Here is a 20,629-nt window from a genome sequence, read left to right on the forward strand (position 1 = left end):
TCGCCTCCCGCGACGCACTGCTGGGTATCGTCTGCTCATCCTGTTGCTTTCTCGAAGAAAGTGAATTCGTGATGAGCGTGCGCCCGGCCCAGCGCAGTGACCACCGACCGGCCCGCATCCACCCGGCATGGTGGGTCGCCGCGGTGGCCTTCCTCGCGTTGTTCGGCGCCGCCGGCTTCCGGGCGGCACCCGGCGCGCTCATGGTGCCGCTGCACGACGAGTTCGGCTGGTCGACGAGCGTCATGTCGCTCGCGGTCAGCATCAACCTCGTCCTGTTCGGACTCGTCGCACCGTTCGCCGCCGCCCTGATGGACCGGTTCGGCATGCGCCGGGTGATCTCGTCGGCGCTGTTCCTGGTGGCCCTCGGCGCCGGTGGCAGCGTCGCCATGACCGCCTCGTGGCAGTTGCTCGTGTTCTGGGGACTGCTCATCGGTACCGGCACGGGGTCGATGGCCCTGGTCCTGGCGGCGACCATCGCCGACCGGTGGTTCGTCGAGCGGCGCGGCCTGGTGATGGGCATCCTCACGGCCGGTTCCGCGACCGGCCAGCTGGTGATCCTCCCTCCCGTGGCCGCGCTCGCGGAGAACGTCGGGTGGCGGCAGGCCTCCCTCGTGATCGCCGCGGCGGCGCTCGTCGTCGTCCCGCTGGTGTGGGCGGTGATCCGCGATCATCCCGACGAGCGCGGCGTCCTGCCCTACGGGGCCGACCCCGAGACCTACATCGCGCCGGCGCGGGCGACCGGTGGTGCCGTCGGCCGCGCTCTCGAAGGGCTGGTCTTCGCGGTGCGTCACCGGGCGTTCTGGGCCCTCGCGATCGCCTTCGCCATCTGCGGAGCCACCACCAACGGACTCGTCGGCATCCACTTCATCCCGTCGGCCCACGACCACGGCATGCCCACGACCACCGCGGCGAGCCTCATGGCCGCCGTGGGGATCTTCGACATCGTCGGCACCATCGCCTCCGGATGGCTGACCGACAAGTTCGACCCCCGCAAGCTGCTGGCCTTCTACTACACCTTCCGCGGCGTGGGTCTGCTCCTGCTGCCCTGGTTGCTGCAGGAGTCCGTGCACCCCAGCATGATCCTGTTCGTCGTGGTCTACGGCCTGGACTGGGTCGCCACCGTGCCGCCGACTGCGATGCTGTGCCGCCGGATCTTCGGCGACCGCGGAACCATCGTGTTCGGCTGGGTGTTCGCCTCCCACCAGATCGGTGCCGCGGCGGCCGCTTTCGGAGCCGGGGTCATCCGCGACAACCTCGGCACCTACACCTACGCGTGGTGGGCCGGAGCGTCCCTGTGCGCGGTCGCCGCGTCGCTGTCGATTCTCACCAGGGGCCGCGTCGCCACGACCGCACCGATGGGCCGCAACTGAGCGACGCGACCGCGTGCGGATCGTGACGACGCAGGACGCTATCCGGCTCGGAAGTCGCGTTCGCTTCCGGCCCACTCGCGGGCCCACTCGCGCAGTTCCACGGCGCGGATCTTCGAGCCGTTGCCCCCGACCGTGGTGGGCATCCGTTCGATGACATGGATCGCCGTGGGCACCTTGAAGGCGGCGAGGGTCTCGCGGCACCAGGCCCGAAGGGTCACCGACGTCGTGTCCGCGGGTGCGTCGTCGGTGGGGACGACGAAACCGATCGCCTCCGTGTAGCCGCCGTCGCCGGTGATGCCGACGACCTTGGCCGTGGCCACGCCGGGATGCTCCGCCAGACGCGTCTCGATCTCGGCGGGGTCGACGAGGAAGCCGCGCAGGCGCAGGACGTCGCCCATCCGGCAGACGTAACGGAAACCCCCGTCGCCGAGGTCGACGGCGAGGTCGCCGCTGCGGAACCAACCGTCGGCCGTGAACGCGCGCGCGGCGGCGTCGGGGTTGCCGAGATAGGCGTCGACGACGTTCGGGCCGCGGAACTGCAGTTCGCCCTGTTCGCCGGCCGGGAGGACCCGATCGTCGTAGGGATCGGCGACCCGCAGTTCGATCGCCGTGTCGACCGCGCGTCCGCCGCCGTTCCAACGCACCGATTCCGGATCGTCGGCGTTCCACAGCATCGCGAGGGCGAAGACCTCGGACGAACCGAACACACCGGAGGTGTGGGTGCCGAATTCGTCGCGCAGCCATCGGGCGATCTCGTGGGAGCGGCCGAGGAAGTCGGCGATGCCGACCCAGCGCAATGACGACAGATCGACGCGTTCGCCGTCGTGCCAGGCGTCGTAGAGACGGCCGAACAGGTCGTCGGCGCCCACCGCGTGCGTGACCCCGACCTCCCGCATCCGGCGCAGAACCGCATCCGGATCGAAGACCGTCTCCATGAGCAGCGCTCCCCCACCGGCGAGCGCCGCCATCGCGGTACTGAAACCGAAGACACCCGAGACCGGGAGCACGCACAGCGCCACGTCGCCCTCGGCGACCTTCATGATCGCGGCGTCGGCGCGTCCGTGACGGACGACCGCGTTGCCGCGATGTGCGGCCAGCTTGGGCACGCCCGTGGAACCGGATGTCGTGAACGCCACCGCGATCCGATCCTCGGGATCGTCGTCGATCCCGGCCGGGGTGAGTGTCGCGGTGTCGGGGGTCTCGGGAGCGCTCGCGCCACGCGTGTCGCCGCTGCCGGCCGTCCACGCGCCTCCACCGAGATCGAAGTCGGCCGGGGACGCCGAGGGGTTCGCCGGTCCGGGCACCACCGCAACCACCGGGGTGGCCACATCGGGCACGGACGCCGCGGCCTCGGTGAGCCGACCGAACAGGTCGAGTCCGTGGAAGGCGGCCGGCACGGACACGACGGCAGGTCGTGCGGCGGTGAGTATGTGCGCGACCTCACGGGTGTTGTAGCGGGTGTTGACACCGATGACGTGGGCACCGAGCGCGGAGGCCGCGAACTGCCACACGAGTGCGTCGGACCAGTTCGGCAACATCACCGCGATGCACTGGCCGGCGCGCAGGCCGATGCCGTCGAGTTCGCTGCGCACGGCCTCGACCCGGTCGCGGAACTCTCCGCGGCTGCGGGCCACCGCCACGTCGTCGACGATGTCGTAGGCGATCGGGGCATCCGGATTCGCGGCGACGAGCCCGTCGAGCAGTGCGGGCAGGGTGTCGGTGCGGGTGGTGGTCACAGCGCTGCCTCCTCGGGAACAGCGACCCGGCGCAGTTCACCGATCCAGGTGTCGGCGAGCGCGGCGAAGTCGTCGATCTCCTCCATCGGATAGTGCCCGATACCGGCCAGTGCCGTGAAGCGGGCGCGTCCGGGAAGTGCGTCGTTGATGGTGTCCGCTGCCCGGGCCACGGCGTCGGGGTCGATCCACGGGTCGTCGACGCCGGCGACGAGGTGGATCGGTGCGGTCACCCGGTCGAGGCGGTCGCGCACGTCGTGGGTTCCCCAGCCGATGAGGTCGGACGACGAGATCTCCGGGTCCTCCCGCTTGTGCATGAGCGCGATCGTGTGCGCCTTCACCTCCGGAACCGAACGTCCCACGGATGCAAGAGTTCCCAGATAGGTGCGCTCGGAGCGCGACGGTCCGGCGACGTCCTCGAGTTCGCGGCGCAGACCGGTGACGTTGACGCGGCCCGGGCCGGGCTCGGCTTCCATCGCCACGGCCCCGGACAGCGGACGGTCCGGGCGGGTCGCGAGTTCGAGTGTGAGCTTGCCCCCGATCGAGCAGCCCATGACGAACGGCCGGTCGATCCCGAGCGCGTCGAGCACCTCGCACAACCAGTCGCCGTAGGTGATCAGGCTCGTGACGGGGCCGCCGGGTGCCGGTTCGGAACGTCCGTGGCCGGGCAGGTCGGGGACGACCACCCGGTAGCCGCGGTCGGCGAGATCCCGGGCCGCGTGGCGCCACTGCACGCCGCTCTGGCCCGCAGTGTGGATACACAGGACGGTGGGCAGGTCGGTCGCGTCGAGCGCGTTGCCGGATCGTGCGTCGGGAGTGACGATCTCGACGAAGCCGAGCGCTCCGCCGATCTCCAGGTAGCGGGCCTCGATCATGAGCGGGCCTTTCGGGCGAGGGCACGGGCGTGCCCGATGATCGTGTTGAGCGGCTTGGTCAGGCGCAGGTATTCGTATCCGTCTCCGGTGGAGGAGAATTCGCCGCGGATGGCGCGGCGCATGAAGTCGTTCTCCTCGGACAGGACGAGATCGGCCCAGGCGTGGTCGGGTGCGACGAAGGTGAACGTCGCGCCGTGCGGGGTGCGCCGGGTGACGTCGACGATGCGCCCCTTGTAGATGCGCAGGTGCAGTTCGATCTCGCCGCTGCGCAATCCGATGGTGCCGTCCCAGGTGGACAGCGACGAAGTGAATTCCCGGTCTTCCGCGAGGCTCTCGGCGAGCAACGCTCCCCAGGCCGGTGCGCAGAAGTCCAGTTCGGGAACCGTCGGCTGTTCGTCGTCGAAGGTCCATGTCTCGGTGCCGGATTCACGCACCGCGCCGGCCCGGTCCACGAGCCGGATGTAGCGGCGCGCGGTCCGTCCGGATACGCGGGTGATCACGGTGTCCGCGGACACGACGTCCGAGACGGAGACCGGATCGTGTGCGTTCCAGTCGAATACGGTCGGGACGCCACCGGGAACGGGCGAGACGAGCGAGGCGACGGCCAGGGCACCGAGGACGGGTGAGTTCGGCGGTGCCACCGCACCGGAGCCGGTCAGGACATCGGCCACGGTGCGGGGTTCCGAGGAGGTGCGGTCCCCGACGGTGAGCGGGCGGGTGACGGTGTGTGCGCTCATGCCTGCTCGGGCCTTCCCAGGAGTTCGTCGGAGATGATGCGCATCTGGATCTCGCTGGTGCCTTCGAAGATCTTCGTCAGACGCGCGTCGCGCCAATGGCGTTCGACCTGGAAGTCGGTGGTGTAGCCGGCGCCGCCGTGGATCTGCACGGCCTCACTGGTGACCTGCTCGGCCATCTCGGTGGCGACGAGCTTGCACATCGACGCCTCGAGCGAGCACCGCCGGCCGGTGTCGATGTCGGTGGCGACCGAGTACATCAGCTGACGCGCGGCCTCGATGTCGGCGGCCATCTTCGCGATCTTGAACCTCAGATGCTGGAAATCACCGATGGGACAGCCGAACTGGCGGCGGGTGTGCACGTACTCGATCGAATCCTCGAGCGCGGCGCGGGCGAGACCGATCGCGCGGGCGGCGGTATGGGCGCGCCCCACCTCGAGACCGGAGACGGCGAGATAGAAGCCCTTGCCCTCCTCACCGAGCATCTTGTCGGCCGGGATGCGGAAGTTGTCGAACGACAACTCCCAGGTGCTCCACCCGAAGTAGCCGATCTTGCGGACCTTGGTGCCCGAGATGCCCTCGGGGAAGACGCCGCGTTCCTTCTCGACGAGGAAGGCGCTGATCCCGCGGTGCGGCTTGGCCGGGTCCTTGTTCGGATCGGTGCGGGCGAAGAGCACGAGGTAATCGGCCTCGTCGGCATAGGTGCACCACATCTTGGTGCCGTTGACGACCCACTCGTCACCGTCGCGCACGGCGCGGCACGAGATGTTCGCGACGTCGGATCCGGCCTCGGCCTCCGACAGGGCGTACGCGCCGAGGTATTCACCGCGGGCGACCTTGGGCAGCAGTGCCGCCTCCTGCTCGGGGGTGAAGCCGCCGCCCATGCCGTTGCCGCGGGCGAGCAGACCCGACACGCTCATCCATGCCCGCGACAGTTCCTCGGCCACGAGGCAGTACTCGAAGACGCCGAGCCCGAGGCCGCCGTGTTCCTCGGGGATCATGATCCCGAAGAAGCCGATCTCGGCCATCTCCTTCTTGAGGGAGTCGGGGATGGCGCCCTGGACCGGGTCGAGTTCGTTGGCGACGGGCAGCACCTTCGTCATCGCGAAGTCGCGGGCGAGGTCGCGGATCGCGAGGCGTTCCTCGGTGAGATAGCGCGGGGAATCGGTGCGCGGCTGCGAGGGGCGGTGGGTCATGGGAGGTGCACTCCTTCGATGGACCGGAGTAGGTCATTAACGCTTGTTCACCCAGTACAGCACGGCACCCATGACCCGTCAACGGTTCAGCGCGAATATCCGACCAGATTGAGCGCGTATCCGGCGAAATCGTCGGCGACCTCCTGTGCCGAGAGGGGTCCGCTCTCCCGGAACCAGAGGGGGATGCCGGCGCACATCGTCAGCACCGCGGTGACCCCTTGATGCACTCGTTTGATCGTGAAAAGTCCCTGCTCCACACCGTCTTCCGCGATATCGACGAAGAGTTGTTCCTGCGCGTCGCGTGAGCCCACCACGCGCTTGCGGTCGAGCGGGCCGAGATACCGCAGTTCCGAATTCGCCACCAGGCAGGCCCGCGGATTCCGCGCGGTGTACAGCGCGTGGGCCGCGACCGCCGCGCGCCACCGCTCGGCCGGATCGTCACCGACCTTGCGCAGCGCGTTGCGGGTCGCCGTGAACTGCTCGTCACTCGCGCGGCGGAGAATTTCCACGAGCAGTTCCGACTTGTTCTCGAAGTGGTTGTAGACGTTGGCAGCGCTGCAACCTGCGGCGTTGGCGATATTGCGCATCGTCGCCCCGTGGAATCCGCACTCGTAGAACTCGTCGAGCGCGGTCTCGAGAATCCGTTCCCGAATGGACGAGGACGCTCCGTTCGACCGGCTGTTCATCCCTGCACAGTAGGCACACATCGCGCCGACCAGCAAGAACCTTCCCGTTGACGGGCATGCGCACGCTTGTTATGGTCCAGCTCACATGAACGGACGTTAATAAAACGCACAACGGAGGATCTGCCGTGTCCAGTCCCCATCCCGGACCGTCCCTGCTCGACCGCATCACCCACCTCGAAGACCTCGAGGCGATCCGGAAGCTCGATGCGCAGTACTGCCGCCACCTCGACGACGGCAACTGGGACGCGCTCATGGAGCTGTTCACCGATGACGGCGAGTTCGACGGCCTGTCCCACCCGCAAGGAAAGGAGGAGATGCGCACCTTCTTCGCGGGACTCGCCGACGGCGGCCTGACCTCCTTCTGGCACTTCATCACGAACCTCGAGATCGACCTCGACGGTGACCGCGCCACCGTGCGCTCGTTCCTGTGGCAGCCGTGCGTCACCGACGGCACCCCCGCGATCGCGGCCGGTCGCTACAACGACGAGGTCGTCAAGGTCGACGGCCGCTGGCTCTACAAGGTCAAGCAGGTGCGTTTCCACTTCTTCGGACCGCTCGAGGCCGGGTGGGACGAGAACCTCTTCGCGCTCGACAGCGCCCGCGGCGCGGCGGTGCGGGCATGACCGACACCGTGAACGGCGTCCCCACCTCGTCCCCGGAGGACGAGCTCGTCTGGACGCGGATGCTCCGTCTTCCCGAGATCGCCGAGTTGCGTCGCCGACGCGCCCGCGTGACCAACACGCTCGGTGGCATTACCGTCGTGCTGTTCACGTCCTTCCTCGTCGCCTTCATCGGGTTCCCCGACCAACTCGGCGCCACCGTCGTCCTCGGCATCCCGCTGTCGCTGTGGGTGGTGTTCTCCCAGTTCGCCGGAACCTGGGTGCTGGTCTGGGCGTACTTCCGTCTCTCCCGCACCTACATCGGCCCCGCCGTCGACGACGCCGTGGTGGCCGTCGAACGGAACCGTCCCGCATCCGAGGAGGTCGCATCATGACCGGTGACGCCGATTATCTCGCCATCGCGATCTGCAGCGCCGTCATCTCCCTGACCCTATGGGTGACCTTCGCTGCATCCCGGCGCGCGAAGAGCGCCGACGGATTCTTCGCCGCAGGTCGCTCGATCTCGAGTTGGCAGAACGGATTCGCCATCGCGGGCGAATTCATCTCCGCCGGCAGCTTCCTCGGCACCACCGGTCTGATCTTCTCCAAGGGCGTCGACGGCACCGTCATCCTGTTCACGTCCGTCATCTCGTTCCTGCCGGTGCTGTTCCTCCTCGCGGAGAAGATGCGCAATCTCGGCAAGTACACCCTCGCCGACGTCCTCGTCTTCCGCACCGACTCGCGGAACGTGCGGGTCGCGGTCGCGCTGAGCACGATCGCCACCGGCACCTTCGTGCTGCTCGCCCAGCTCGTCGCCGCGGGTGTGCTCCTCGAATCCGTCTCGGGCATCCCGTTCTGGCTGTCGGTGGTGGTCGCCGGATCGCTCATGGGCATCTACGTCTTCGTGGGGGGCATGCTCGCCACCACCTGGGTGCAGGTCATCAAGTCGACGATCCTGTCGGTGCTCGCGATCATCGTGTGCTTCGGCATCCTGGCGCAGTTCGGGTTCGCATTCCCGAAGGTCCTCGACGCCGCAACCGACAACGCCGTCGCGGGCGACGCGATCCTGTCCCCCGGCCTGATCTTCGGCCAGACCAGCGCGATCAACCTCGTCTCCTACGCGCTCGCGTTCGCCCTGGGCACCGCCGGAATGGCGCACATCCTCATCCGGTTCTTCACCGTCCCCGAGGCCACGACGGCACGTCGCTCGCTCGGCTGGACCGTCGCGCTGTGCAGCCTGTTCTATCTGATCGTCATCGTGATGGGCTTCGGCGCCGCGGCCGTGCTCGGACCGAACGGCACCGATCTCGTCGGGCCCGGTGGCAACCTTGCGGCACCCGTCCTCGTCACCGAACTCGGTGGCGGAGCCGGCACGGTCGGTGGGTCCATCGCGCTCGCACTCGTCGCCGCGGTCGCCTTCGCGTCCATCGTCGCAGTGGTCGCCGGTGTCGTGATCTCCGCGGCCGGCACCTTCGCCCGCGACGTGTGGCCGGCGGTCACGCGGAAGGAACCGATCGAGAATCTCGACGCGGACGAGCAGGCCCGGGAGGACCAGGCCCAGGCCCGCATCGCCCGGTACGGGGCCGTGTCCTTCAGCGTCCTCGCCATCGGCCTGGCCATGCTCATCGGCGACGACACCAACATCACCTTCTTCATGGGCATGGCGTTCATGGTGGCCGGCAGTGCGCATCTGCCCGCTCTCGTGCTGAGCCTGAACTGGCGGCGCTTCAACGCCACCGGCGCGGTCTGGGGTGTGCTCACCGGTCTCGTCTCGACGGTCGTGAGCCTGATGTTCACCGAGGCCCTGTGGATGGGCAGCGGCCCCGCTCCCCTGACCATCCAGCTCCCGGTGATCGTCACCATGCCGCTCGGCATTGCCGCGTGCGTGATCGGATCGATCGTCGGCGAGAAGCGTCGGGGACGAGGCCGCCTCGAGGACGAGAAGTTCGCGGAGATGCTGGTGCGCGCGGAGACCGGCATCGGCGCGGAGGTCGCCGCCACGCACTGATCCGTCAGCGATATTTCGGGTTCGCGACCTTCAGCCGGTTCGCGGCCAACCCCCTGACCACCTCGGCGACCTGCGGGTCGTCGAGGTGATCTCGTCCTGCACGCACACCGAGGGCGAGTTCGGCTTCGGAGCGGTAGCCGAGCCCGGCGAGCCGCACCCGATAGGTCTCCCGCACCGCCGGGGCGAAGAGGGCCTCCCGTGCGGCGATGCCGAGAACGTGCGCCGCCACCCGGCTGCGGTAGCGGGTCTTCGCATCGGCGCCCGCCCCGACCTCCAGGACGAACTCGCGCACTGCCCCGAGCAGCTCCTCGACGGGCGGTGCTCCCAGGAACTGTGGGGTGGCGGGCGGAGTCTCCGTCTCGTCGGGGGGAGGGACGTCGAGCAGGTCCAGCAGGTCGTGTTCGCACTCGGCGACGCGCCGGCCGATGGCGAGCAGTTCGAGGGTGTTGTCGCCTCCCGTCGCCGCTGCGGCGGCCTGCATCCGGCAGATCACCGCCCACCGCAGCGAGCCGTAGACCTCCCACCAGTGGAGGACCTCGGGGTCGGGACTCTCGCCCGATTCGTCGGCGTACCCGCGGAACAGGTCGTCGCGGGAACCGAATCCGCCCACCGGATGCGGCGAACCGAAACGCCAGGTCCGGGTGCACAGCCACCCGAGGTCCTCCATCGGGTCACCGACGTGCGCCAGTTCCCAATCGAGCACCCCGCGCACGCCCTCCGCGTCGACGAGGAGGTTCCCGTTGCGGAAGTCGCCGTGCACGAACGCTTTCCCGGTCGCCGGTGGACGGTTGCGGAGGAGCCACGCGAACGCGGCCTCGAGCGTCGGCACGGGGTTGCCGTTGGTGAGGTACTCGTCGAACAGGGAGGTCAGCGGGTCGTGTTCGGGCAGGTTCGGTACGGCCTCGATGTCCATGCGGTGGATCCGGGCGAGGATGCGTCCGAGTTCGTAGGGCAGTGCGGCGCGGACCTCGGCCAGATTCTCGTCGCGCAACAACTTCTGCGGCAGTGCCTCGCCGGGCACCTTCGACATCACGAGGTAGGCGCCGATCCCGGGGTGCGGTTCGTCGCCGCTGCGGTCGATCACGTCGGGCACGGGCACGCCGATGCGGGCGGCCTCGTCGAAGGACGCCGCTTCCATTGCGATCCTGCGTGCGTCCTCGCGTCCTGGCGGGTCGCGGCGCAGGATCAACTCCCGGGTGTCGCCGGTGGCCGACACCGCGGTGATCGCCCAGGTCTCGCGGCTCGCACCACCGGTGAGCCGTTCGATGCGCCGCAGCGTCCAACTGCCGTCGAGTACCGACGAAAGACGCTTCGTCAGTTCGTCTTTCAATTCACCGCTGACGCCACCCACCGCGACCTCCCTGTTCGGTTTCCTGCGGTGGATACTTCCACGGTGATCCGCGGTGTGCGAGTACTTCGGCCGTGGAGGGTCAGGCCGCGAACCCCACCGCGCCGATCACCGGGATGATCGTCATGAAGACGATGGCGAGCGCGAACAGCGTGATCGTGATCTTCTTGTCCCAGCGTGATCGCGTCCCCGTCGCGGCGAGCATGAAGAAGACGAACCCCACGCAGATGGATCCGATACCGATGACGACGGGTGTTTCCAGCATGCCTCCATCATTACCCATCGCGGGTCGGCGCTTCGGGGTCGGTCATCTGTCGGCCGCCGGCTGGAACAGTTCGATCGGATTGCCGGCGGGGTCGGCGAGCAGGATCTGACGACCGCCCGGACCGGTCACCACATCGCTTCGGAGTTCTATGCCGGCACCACGCAGGCGAGCGATCTCGGCGTCGAGGTCGTCGACGACGAGGTGGATCCGGTTACGGCCCGGACCGACGAACTCCTCGGGGGTGGCGCGGGCCCCGGAACTCGCCGGCCCGGACAGCAGCAGCCGCAGCGAACCCCTGATCACATCGGCGAAAGCGGGCGCGGGGTGGGTGAGCACGGTGAAGCCGAGATAACGGGTGTAGAAGGCGACGGCCGCGGGCACGTCGTCGACGAGGTATCGGACGCTGACGTATTCGTCGGTAGTGGTCATCGGTTGCTCCTGGTCATGTTGTGACGGCATGGGTCTCGCACAGATATCGGATGCGGGTGTCGATCTCGGCCGCGATGACACGGAAGGCCGGATAGGTCTCTTCGTCGGCACCGCCGGCCGCCGCCGGGTCGGGGATACTCCAGTGGATCCGGCGAGTCTCGCCGTCGAATTCGGGGCATACCTCGCGGGCCTTGTCGCACAAGGTGATCACCGTGCCGAACCGGCGGCCGGCGAGGCTGTCGAGGTGGCGGGGATGTCGGTCGGCGATGTCGATCCCGAATTCTTCTCGCAGCACCCGCACCGTGTTCGGGTGCATGTTCCGTTTCGGGCAGGTGCCTGCGCTGGTCGTGTCGACGGTCCCGCCGGTGCGCTGCCGGAGCAGAGCTTCCGCGATTGCGGAGCGCGCACTGTTGCCTGTGCACACGAACAGCACCGGTGAGGGCGTCTCGGATGTGAACGTCACAGGCGGGCGGTTGCACCCCAACCCCGGATGCAGTGCGGCACCTACGCCGGCCAGCATCTCGGTGCACCGGTCGAGGTCGAGGTGGTAGTAGCTGTCGCGGCCGTCGAAGCTGCTGCGGGAAACCCGCACCAGCCCGCCGTCGCGGAGCAGGCGGAGGTGATAGGAGACGAGGTTCTGCGGCTCCCCGACCAGTGACACCATCTCCCGGACCCGATAGTCGCCGCCGGACAGCGCCGCGAGCAGCTGCCACCGCACCGGGTGGGCGGCCAACTGCACGAAGGCCGGGACAGGTTGACGCACCGACTTCATCACCCGATGATAGCACCAGATACATCAAATCATTTTGATTCAATTTGGATGCGCGCGAAGGAGCCGTGATGTCGGAGACGACAGGGACGGGCACGCCCGAGGGGTTACAACGGCGCCTCGGGGCGGCCGACGCAGTCGTGATCGGCCTCGGATCGATGCTCGGGGCGGGGATCTTCGTGGCCCTGGCGCCCGCAGCCGGAGCTGCGGGGTCGGGCCTGCTGATCGGGCTCGCGGTGGCGGCAATCGTGGCGTACTGCAATGCGTCCTCGTCGGGACGGCTGGCGGCACGGTACCCGGTCTCCGGTGGCACATATGTGTACGGACGCGAACGGCTCGGCGAGTTCTGGGGATATCTGGCAGGCTGGTGTTTCGTGGTCGGCAAGACCGCCTCGTGCGCGGCCATGGCGTTGACCGTCGGCCTCTACATTTGGCCCGAGCAGGCGCACGCGGTTGCGGTCGCCGCGGTCGTGTTGCTCACGGCGGTGACCTATCGCGGTGTCCAGAAGTCGGCACTGGCGACCCGGATCATCGTGGCGATCGTGCTGGCCGTACTCGCCGCGGTGGTTGTCGCAGGGTCTACCTCCGGCTCCACCGAGGTGGCCCGACTCGGGTTCGGCACCGACATCACCGTGGGCGGGGTGCTGCAGGCGGGCGGGTTGTTGTTCTTCGCCTTCGCCGGGTACGCGCGGATCGCCACCCTCGGCGAGGAGGTACGCGAACCGGCGCGCACGATACCGCGCGCGATCTCGATGGCACTGGGCGTCACCCTGCTCGTCTATCTGGCGGTCGCTTCGGTCGCGCTGCTGGTACTGGGCCCTCGCACGCTGGCCGAAGCGACTGCACCGTTGTCGAGTGTGGTGACCGCGGCCGGGGTCGAGTGGTTGGAGCCGGTGGTGCGCGCCGGGGCCGTCGTTGCCGCTCTGGGTTCACTGCTCGCCCTGGTGCTGGGAGTGTCGCGCACCACCTTCGCGATGGCACGGGACCGGCATCTGCCGCACGCGCTGACCGCGGTGCACCCCCGGTTCGCGGTGCCACATCGAGCCGAACTCGCTGTCGGAGTGATCGTCGCGGTCGTCGCCGCAACCGCAGATGTCCGTGCCGCGATCGGATTCTCGTCGTTCGGGGTGCTGGTCTACTACGCCGTCGCCAACGCCTCCGCCTGGACGCTTCCGGGCGGGCGACGCGGGCGCATCATCGCTTCACTCGGGCTGGCCGGATGCCTGACCCTGGCGTTCACGCTGCCCGGCTCATCGGTGCTCACCGGTACGGCCGTGATCGCAGTGGGCGCGCTGATCTACGCCACACGTCGGCGCTTCAGGTACCAGCCGGAACCGGTTGAACCGCAACGGTAGATCCGTCAGAAATGAGATGCCCATCGGCCTACCGCCGGTCGGAGGTAGCGCCACTGTCGGGCCGAAACGCGCCGTGGGAGGTCATCGGCACGTAGTGCTGCAGGATCACCGCCGCGGCCGGTCCGTCGCCCGGTCGGTCGGCGCGCAGGACGAGAAGCCTGCTGCCCCTGCGCGCAGGCTGGTGTTCGAGCGTCAGCGATCAGCCGCCGCCCTCGGCGTCGCTGCCGGTGCGAACAGAGGTTCACAGACGGTGGTGCCGGCCTCGGCCGTGTACCGGTTCGTCGTGCCCGTACGGTGATCGATCATGGTGACCGAGTCGGGATCCCCTCCCGGGACCGATGCCGACGCGGTGTAGCTGTAGCGATGCTCGGTGGTGGCGAACCGCGGGTCGAGTCGAGGGAATTCGCATCCGTGATCGTCGAGCGCGGTGGCGGTGATGCGGCGGGCCCTGCGGTCGACGGTCAGCCGAGTGAGCGTACCGCCGAAGGCCGGTCCGGCATCGCCCCGATAGTTGCGCAGGTGACCGTTCTACCCTTCCCAGCCGCCGGCCGGATCGTGCGCGACGAGTTCGACGACGGTGCGATCGCCGGCCTCGTGGGCGTTGGTGACGTGAAAGTGGAACAGCGCGTCGTGTTCGAAGGTCGCCGGGTCACCACCGTCCCGCGACACCAGGACGATGGTGGTGCCGAGTTCCGGTCGGTACGACAACGCATCGTCGAAGGGCGCAACCCCAGTGCAACCGGGACGGGATTCCGAACCAGCAAGGGTCCCAGCACGAACACCATGTGCCGATCGGTCAGCGCGAAGTCGTGGACGAATCCGAGCTCGGGAATCGGGATCGTCGCGGGCCCGTGCAGCCGACCACCACGGTCCAACCATCTATCGCCGGTACGCATCGAAGGGCCATCTGCTGGGCGTCATCGTGAACCACGAGCTCGACACTCTCGAACAACTTGTCCTCGGTCGCCTGCGATTCGCCGACGAACCGTGGCTCATCCGCTCCGAAAGGGCAGCACACTGGTCGACATCGTCACCGAGGGGGCACTGAAGCACATCACCGGCCCACCCCCTGGCTGCGCACCTCGGGCCGACCCCGGAGACAGCAGTGGAATTCATGGTGGGCGTGGTCTTCAGCCAGTTGCTCTCCCCGCCCGGCACATGACCCACGCCGACGTCGCCGCGTATGTCACGAACGCGATCTACCGTCCTGACTCACGCGGATCAGCGGTTGAGCTGCGCGATCCGTCCGGTCAGCAGCGTGGCGAACGCCGTCCACGCCGAGTACGGAGCCAGCGCGGCCCCCGCAGCCGGATTCGCCTCGGCCGTCCGGCGGGTCAGATCCGCGGTACTGGCGGCGAGTAGGGCGGCGACCACAGTGGCAGGCATCAACCGATGCCACTTGAAGAACACCCACGACCACGACGCGTTGAGAACGAGATTCGTAGCCAGAGCCGCGATGTAGTTGCGACGACCCGCGTAGTCGTCGGCGTCGGTGTACTCGTCGATCGCGACGGCCGAGGTGACAGCGATATCGGCATACAGCGCCGTCCAGACGATCGGGAACGCCGCGGCCGGAGGCTGGAAACCGGGCTTGCGCAACTTGCGGTACCACCGGGAGTCCGTGTCCTGGGAGGCGATCGATCCGACGATCGCGGTGGTCGTGGTGGCAGCGGCGGTCGCGAGAACGGTACTGAGTCTCATGTCTGTCGGCTCCTGTGGATGACGGTTGATCGTCGGCTACCCGAGCCGAAGGCGCACGAAACGGACACCTCGGTAGGGTGGCGGGCCGGGAGGTCGACATGAGTGGATTGCAGCAGGTCGGTGACGGGGTCTGGGCGTTCGTGCGCACCCCGGGCGGTTGGGGTGAGGCCAACACCGGGTTGGTCGTCGCACCGGGAACGGCGTCGCTGGTCGTCGATACCGCATGGGACGTCGCATGGGCGCAGCGCATCGCCGAGGCGCAGGCACCGCTGGTCGCCGATGCTCCGATCACCGACGCGGTGAACACCCACAGCGACGGTGACCACTGGTGGGGCAACGACACGCTGCCGCCCGACGCGCGGATCACCACCAGCGCCGCCGCACTGGACGGGATGCGCGAGGATCTTCCACCGCGCGCCCTCACCGTGCTGGCCGGCACGGGCTCCCTGATCCGGCGCGTCCCCGGCCCCATCGGTGCGGCCGGTGCCTACATGGCGCGGGTCCGCGGCGGTGCCCGATTCCCGCGCCGCACCCCGCGGATGCCCGACACGACCTTCGCGACCGCCACCTCACTGGACATCGGTGGTCGCACGATCGAACTCGAGCAACTCGGACCGTGCCACACGGCCGGCGACCTCGTCGTCCGCGTGGCCGATGCCGGGGTCGTCTTCACCGGCGACCTGCTGTTCATCGGGTCGACGCCGATCCTGTGGCACGGCCCGCTCGACAACTGGTTGTCGGCGCTCGATCGGCTGCTCGGCTGGGACGCCGACGTGTACGTACCCGGGCACGGGCCGACCTGTGGTGCGGCGGAGATCCGAGCACTGCGCGACTACTGGCTGTGGCTGCGCGATGCCGCCCAGGATCATCACCGGGCCGGACTCACCCCGCTCGAAACAGCGCGGAAACTCTTGCTCACGAAAGATTTCGATGCGTGGCGTCACTGGGAGTCGCCGGAGCGCATCGCACTGAGCCTGAGCACGCTGTTCGACCAGTGGAACGGCAACCCACCGGCACCGCCCACCGTGAGGCGACGCGCTGCGGCCTTCGTGACGGCCGAAACACTGCTGCGCGAAGGAGCATTCGAGGCGTCCTGATCGACGGTCAGGACAGGTGCTTCGGCTCCGGGGTCGTCTTGTGCGACCAGTCCGATCCCGCGGGCGCGGTTCCGAGCACATCCGGGCACTCGTCGTCGCGACTTCCGGCGGGCGTCAGGGAGATCACGATCGACTTGTAGGTGGGGCAGTTGCTCTTCAGTGCAGTCGAATCGAGCGGGACGAGAGGGTTGGTCTCCGGATAGTAGGCGGCCGCACTTCCCCTCGGCAGGTCGTACTCGACGATCCGGAACCTCGTGGCGCACCGTTCGCGGTCGTCGCCGTCCCATCGTGTGAACAGGTCGACGAAGTCTCCGTCGTCGAAACCCAGTGCGGCGATGTCGTCCCGGTGCATGAACACGACGCGACGGCCGCCCTCGATGCCGCGGTAGCGGTCGCTGAGGCCGTAGATGGTGGTGTTGAACTGGTCGTGGCTGCGCATCGTCTGCAGCAACAGATGCCCCGGCGGGACCTGAACCACCTCCACCGGCGAGACGGCGAATTCCGCTTTACCCGAATCGGTCTCGAAGCTTCGGGTGTCGCGGGGCGGATGCGGCAGGATGAACCCTCCCGGACGCCGGACGTTGACCTCGTACCCTTCACAACCCGGGACGACGCGGGAGATGCGCGAGCGGATGTTCGCGTAGTCGTCGCGCATCGCCTTCCAGTCGATCCCGTAGCGGTCGCCGAGCGTGGCCTCGGCGATGCCCGTGATGATCGCGACCTCCGAACGCACGTGCTCGCTGGGCGGTTTCAGCGGTCCTCGGGAGGCGTGGACCGCGCACGTCGTGTCCTCGACCGACACGAACTGCGGCCCCGAGGCCTGGACGTCCTTGTCGGTACGCCCGAGCGCCGGGAGGATCAATGCCGTTCTGCCGCAGACCAGATGGGAACGATTGGGTTTCGTCGAGATGTGCACCGTCATGTCGATACCTGCCATCGCCTCCGCGGTGACAGCGGTGTCGGGTGCCGCCTGCACGAAGTTGCCGCCGAGGCCGAGAAAGAACCGCACCTTGCCGTCGCGCATCGCCTTGATCGAATCGACCGTGTCGTAACCGTTCTCACGAGGAGGATCGAAACCGAACTCCTTCTCGACCGCGTCGAGGAAACTCTGCGGCGCGCGTTCCCAGATCCCCATCGTGCGGTCGCCCTGGACGTTCGAGTGTCCGCGCACGGGCATGAGGCCGGCGCCGCGCTTACCGATGTTGCCCTGCGCGAATGCGAGATTGCAGATCTCCTTGATGGTCGCGACCGCGTTGCGGTGTTGAGTCAGGCCCATGGCCCAGCAGAAGACCGTTGCCTTCGAGCGTCGCAGCATCTGCGCGGCCTCGGTGATCTGCTGACGCGACAGGCCGGTCGCGGCGACCACCTCGTCCCAGTCGATGTCCCGGACGTGTTCGACCCATTCGTCGAATCCCCGGGTGCGGCTCTGCACGAAGTCGTGGTCGAGCGCGTCCCATTCGACGAGCAGCGACCCGAACGCCTGCAACAGCGCGAGGTCGCCATTCACCTTGATCGACAGATGCAGGTCGGACAGATCCGTTCCCCGACCGAGCACGCCGCGCGGTGTCTGCGGGTTCCGGAAGTTGACCAGCCCCGCTTCGCGCAGCGGGTTGATCGTCAGGATCTTCGCGCCGTTCTGCTTGGCCTCTTCGAGTGCGGTGAGCATGCGCGGGTGGTTGGTGCCGGGGTTCTGCCCCTGCAGGATGATCAGCTCGGCGTGGTGCACATCGTCGAGCGTGACGCTGGCCTTGCCGATGCCGATCGACTCCTGCAGCGCGATGCTCGTGGACTCGTGGCACATGTTCGAGCAGTCGGGCAGATTGTTGGTCCCGAACGCCCGCGCGAACAGCTGGTACACGAAGGCCGCTTCGTTCGATGCCCGTCCGGACGTGTAGAAGGTGGCCTGATCGGGGCTGTCCAGCGACTTCAGCTGTTCACCGATGAGGGTGAAGGCCTCGTCCCACTCGATCGGGGTGTAGTGCGTGGCGCAGGGCCGCTTGACCATCGGATGCGTGATGCGGCCCTGCTTGCCGAGCCACAGCTCGCTGTGCTCGGCCAGTTCCGCGATGCTGTACCTGGCGAAGAAGCTCGGGTCGGCACGTCGCTTGGTGCCTTCCTCGGCGACGGCCTTGGCGCCGTTCTCGCAGAACTCGGCGATCTTGCGATGACCGGGGTCCGGGTCGGGCCACGCGCAACTCGGGCAGTCGAACCCTTCGGCCTGGTTCAACTCGAGCAGTGTCTCGACCGAACGCACCAGCCCCATCTGCTCGAGGGATCGCTTCACCGCCACGGCGACGCCGGTGACACCCGCTGCGGCCTTCTTCCGGTCTTCGACCTCGAGGTCGCCTTCGTCGTAGTCGGCCCGCCGGTCACGGTTCCGCATTCGATCACCTCTCCCCACGCACGGTTTGCCGAGGAGTACCCCGGTCCGCCGCCTGCCGAAACGGGTCGGCGATTACGCCCGGACCCGCATCGCGCAGCCCCACCCGGACGTACTCTCGGGAAATGGGACGGTCGAAAATGCTCGGAATCCCGGCCGCTGCGGCGGCCGCTGTCGGTGCCTACGATCTTGTGCAGAAGCGCCATTCGCTGCTACGCAACTTCCCGATTCTCGGGCACGGTCGCTATCTGCTGGAGTCGCTGGGACCCGAACTGCGGCAGTACATCACGACGAACAACAACGAGGAACGGCCGTTCAACCGCGATCAGCGCCGGTGGATATACGCTTCGTCGAAGAACGTCACCAACACCTTCGGATTCGGCAGCGACAACGACATCGAGTACACCGACGGGTACACGATCATCAAGCACCGCACGTTCTCGGACCTGCCGCCGTCGAGTGCCCCTCACGGGGGCGACAAGGTGTCGCTCCCGTCCGCGAAGGTGCTCGGCGCTGCCCGGGGACGTACCCGTGCCTTCCGTCCCGAGTCGTTCGTCAACATCTCGGCGATGAGCTTCGGTTCGCTGTCCGGTGCCGCCGTGGAAGCACTCAACCGGGGTGCCGGGACGGCCGGATGCCTGCAGAACACCGGTGAAGGCGGCCTGACGACGTACCACCGCAACGGCGGAGAATTGATCTTCCAGATCGGCACCGGCTATTTCGGGTGCCGCGACGAGGACGGACACTTCGACCTCGCACGACTGAAGCGGGTCGTCGAATCGGCACCCGTGCGTGCCCTGGAGATCAAACTCAGCCAAGGCGCCAAGCCCGGACTGGGCGGATTGCTACCCGGAGCCAAGGTCACCCCGGAGATCGCCGAGGTCCGTGGAATCCCCGTCGGCAAGGACTGCGTGAGCCCGTCGCGGCACACGGAGTTCCACGACATCGACAGCCTGCTCGACTGGGTCGAACTGCTCGCAGCCGAAACGGGACTTCCCGTGGGGATCAAGTCCGCCGTGGGCGACACGACCTTCTGGGACGAACTCACACGCCAGATGAGCGAGACCGACCGCGGAGTCGACTTCGTCACCATCGACGGCGGCGAAGGTGGAACCGGCGCTGCACCATTGGTGTTCGCCGACGCCGTATCGCTTCCGTTCCGCAGCGGCTTCGCGCGGGTCTACGCGACATTCGCCGAAGCCGGCTTGACCGACGACGTCACCTTCATCGGTGCCGGCAAACTCGGCCTGCCCGACAACGCGGTGGTGGCGATGGCGCTCGGATGCGACATGGTCAACGTCGCCCGCGAACCGATGTTCTCGATCGGATGCATCCAGGCGCAGAAATGCCATACCGACCGGTGCCCCACCGGCGTGGCGACGCAGAACCGTTGGCTCACCCGAGGACTCGACGTCCCGACCAAGGCCGACCGCGTCGCCGACTACATCGAAACCCTCCGCCGCGACGTGTTCAAGATCGCGCAGGCCACGGGAGTGGCGCATCCCGGCCTCATCACTGTCGACGACATCGAGATCGCCGACGGCAATCGACGCGCCGTCACCCTGCGGGAGCTGTACGGCTACCGAGACGGGTGGGGACTGCCGTCGCAGGCGGACCGGGAGGAGATCACGCGTCTGATGACAGCGGAAGCGGTGACGACACCGGGTGGGACGGAGGAGTCGACGGCGACCTCGTAATCACCTGTGGTCAAAAGATCGACAAAGCGATGCGGCCGATAATGCCTCGTTATGTTAACTAGCGACTTTAAGATGTTCCATGTCATGGCCGATCCGCCTGCTCGTTCGTTGGTACTCGTCGCGGCGTATCCGGAAAGTCGAGCCGGCCTCAGTCTTGGCCGTGACTCCGCGAATCCGTCACCACAGCGGTTCGTGCCACCGGGCCGGTCACCGCGTATGCGCCGACACCGATTCGCAGCGACACGCGAATGCCGTGTCCGTTGCAGCAACGCCGCGCTGCCGGTGGCGCTGCACATACGACACCGTGGCGCTAATCCGAAAATGAGGTGACCTGCCCCGGGAATGGACACGTGGCTAATCCGAAAATGAGTTGACCTGCCCCGGGAA

General features: G+C 67.8%; 19 protein-coding genes and 1 pseudogene. 8 read left to right on the forward strand and 12 right to left on the reverse strand.

Translation table 11 applies throughout. The features are described 5' to 3' along the window. Positions 1–71 precede the first annotated feature (71 nt). On the forward strand, positions 72–1,370 hold the full coding sequence (locus tag A5767_RS14780) for an MFS transporter (RefSeq protein ID WP_019288841.1): 1,299 nt from the start codon (positions 72–74) through the stop codon (positions 1,368–1,370). Positions 1,371–1,408: 38 nt separating this feature from the next. Here the strand turns inward: A5767_RS14780 and A5767_RS14785 are convergent, their stop codons facing one another. The 5 genes from A5767_RS14785 to A5767_RS14805 form a co-directional block, all read right to left on the reverse strand. Then, positions 1,409–3,106, reverse strand: coding sequence for an AMP-binding protein (locus A5767_RS14785; RefSeq protein WP_033097484.1), 1,698 nt, complete (start codon positions 3,104–3,106; stop codon positions 1,409–1,411). Further along, positions 3,103–3,978 carry an alpha/beta fold hydrolase gene (locus A5767_RS14790; protein ID WP_024102387.1) on the reverse strand — a complete coding sequence of 292 codons (876 nt, stop codon included), beginning with the start codon at positions 3,976–3,978 and terminating at the stop codon, positions 3,103–3,105. Before A5767_RS14790 ends, A5767_RS14785 begins: the two co-directional genes overlap by 4 nt. Next, positions 3,975–4,715, reverse strand: coding sequence for a hypothetical protein (locus tag A5767_RS14795; RefSeq protein WP_064852589.1), 741 nt, complete (start codon positions 4,713–4,715; stop codon positions 3,975–3,977). The genes A5767_RS14790 and A5767_RS14795 overlap by 4 nt, the downstream gene beginning before the upstream one ends. Then, on the reverse strand, positions 4,712–5,908 hold the full coding sequence (locus A5767_RS14800) for an acyl-CoA dehydrogenase family protein (RefSeq protein ID WP_064852590.1): 1,197 nt from the start codon (positions 5,906–5,908) through the stop codon (positions 4,712–4,714). The genes A5767_RS14795 and A5767_RS14800 overlap by 4 nt, the downstream gene beginning before the upstream one ends. Before the next feature lie 86 nt (positions 5,909–5,994). Beyond that, positions 5,995–6,594 (reverse strand): TetR family transcriptional regulator, encoded by a 600-nt coding sequence (locus tag A5767_RS14805; protein ID WP_064852591.1) that lies wholly within the window; start codon positions 6,592–6,594, stop codon positions 5,995–5,997. 125 nt (positions 6,595–6,719) lie between these two features. Between A5767_RS14805 and A5767_RS14810 the strand changes: the two genes are divergently transcribed. Genes A5767_RS14810 through A5767_RS14820 form a run of 3 tightly spaced genes read left to right on the forward strand, consistent with a single transcriptional unit; the run spans position 6,720 to position 9,201 of the window. Then, positions 6,720–7,217, forward strand: coding sequence for a nuclear transport factor 2 family protein (locus tag A5767_RS14810; protein ID WP_006553119.1), 498 nt, complete (start codon positions 6,720–6,722; stop codon positions 7,215–7,217). Next, positions 7,214–7,588 carry a DUF485 domain-containing protein gene (locus A5767_RS14815; RefSeq protein ID WP_006553118.1) on the forward strand — a complete coding sequence of 125 codons (375 nt, stop codon included), beginning with the start codon at positions 7,214–7,216 and terminating at the stop codon, positions 7,586–7,588. Before A5767_RS14810 ends, A5767_RS14815 begins: the two co-directional genes overlap by 4 nt. Beyond that, on the forward strand, positions 7,585–9,201 hold the full coding sequence (locus tag A5767_RS14820; protein ID WP_016692584.1) for a solute symporter family protein: 1,617 nt from the start codon (positions 7,585–7,587) through the stop codon (positions 9,199–9,201). Before A5767_RS14815 ends, A5767_RS14820 begins: the two co-directional genes overlap by 4 nt. A gap of 4 nt (positions 9,202–9,205) precedes the next feature. Here the strand turns inward: A5767_RS14820 and A5767_RS14825 are convergent, their stop codons facing one another. The 4 genes from A5767_RS14825 to A5767_RS14840 form a co-directional block, all read right to left on the reverse strand. Further along, positions 9,206–10,552: a phosphotransferase family protein gene (locus tag A5767_RS14825; protein ID WP_064852592.1), complete on the reverse strand. Its 1,347-nt coding sequence runs from the start codon at positions 10,550–10,552 to the stop codon at positions 9,206–9,208. A gap of 79 nt (positions 10,553–10,631) precedes the next feature. Next, positions 10,632–10,814 carry a hypothetical protein gene (locus tag A5767_RS14830; RefSeq protein WP_006553115.1) on the reverse strand — a complete coding sequence of 61 codons (183 nt, stop codon included), beginning with the start codon at positions 10,812–10,814 and terminating at the stop codon, positions 10,632–10,634. A gap of 42 nt (positions 10,815–10,856) precedes the next feature. Next, positions 10,857–11,243, reverse strand: coding sequence for a VOC family protein (locus A5767_RS14835; RefSeq protein ID WP_006553114.1), 387 nt, complete (start codon positions 11,241–11,243; stop codon positions 10,857–10,859). Positions 11,244–11,256: 13 nt separating this feature from the next. Continuing rightward, entirely contained in the window at positions 11,257–12,015 is a 759-nt protein-coding gene (locus A5767_RS14840) for an arsenate reductase/protein-tyrosine-phosphatase family protein (RefSeq protein ID WP_024102393.1), read from the reverse strand. Between the two features lie 68 nt (positions 12,016–12,083). Between A5767_RS14840 and A5767_RS14845 the strand changes: the two genes are divergently transcribed. After that, complete coding sequence (locus A5767_RS14845; protein WP_064852593.1) at positions 12,084–13,367, forward strand: APC family permease; 1,284 nt, start codon at positions 12,084–12,086, stop codon at positions 13,365–13,367. Positions 13,368–13,461: 94 nt separating this feature from the next. Next, positions 13,462–13,665 carry a hypothetical protein gene (locus A5767_RS23770; RefSeq protein WP_064061480.1) on the forward strand — a complete coding sequence of 68 codons (204 nt, stop codon included), beginning with the start codon at positions 13,462–13,464 and terminating at the stop codon, positions 13,663–13,665. Here A5767_RS23770 and A5767_RS23155 read toward each other — a convergent pair. After that, positions 13,644–14,246: pseudogene (locus A5767_RS23155) on the reverse strand (carotenoid oxygenase family protein); the annotation flags it as partial. The gene A5767_RS23770 and the pseudogene A5767_RS23155 sit on opposite strands and share 22 nt — an antisense overlap. 342 nt (positions 14,247–14,588) lie before the next feature. After that, positions 14,589–15,068 (reverse strand): TspO/MBR family protein, encoded by a 480-nt coding sequence (locus tag A5767_RS14860; RefSeq protein ID WP_006553109.1) that lies wholly within the window; start codon positions 15,066–15,068, stop codon positions 14,589–14,591. A gap of 98 nt (positions 15,069–15,166) precedes the next feature. On the opposite strand from A5767_RS14860, the gene A5767_RS14865 reads away from it, so the two are divergent. Continuing rightward, the gene (locus A5767_RS14865; protein ID WP_039583916.1) at positions 15,167–16,165 is read left to right on the forward strand and encodes an MBL fold metallo-hydrolase; all 999 of its coding nucleotides are present in this window, start codon (positions 15,167–15,169) and stop codon (positions 16,163–16,165) included. A gap of 7 nt (positions 16,166–16,172) precedes the next feature. Here A5767_RS14865 and A5767_RS14870 read toward each other — a convergent pair whose 3' ends face one another. Further along, a complete protein-coding gene (locus tag A5767_RS14870; RefSeq protein ID WP_064852594.1) occupies positions 16,173–18,548 on the reverse strand; it encodes an FdhF/YdeP family oxidoreductase in 2,376 nt (791 codons plus the stop codon). Between the two features lie 122 nt (positions 18,549–18,670). On the opposite strand from A5767_RS14870, the gene A5767_RS14875 reads away from it, so the two are divergent. Continuing rightward, the gene (locus A5767_RS14875; protein ID WP_197483251.1) at positions 18,671–20,242 is read left to right on the forward strand and encodes an FMN-binding glutamate synthase family protein; all 1,572 of its coding nucleotides are present in this window, start codon (positions 18,671–18,673) and stop codon (positions 20,240–20,242) included. The last annotated feature ends 387 nt before the right edge of the window (positions 20,243–20,629 follow it).

Origin of the sequence: Rhodococcus sp. 852002-51564_SCH6189132-a (assembly GCF_001665495.1) — a bacterium.
Taxonomy (GTDB): Bacteria; Actinomycetota; Actinomycetes; order Mycobacteriales; family Mycobacteriaceae; genus Rhodococcus; species Rhodococcus pyridinivorans.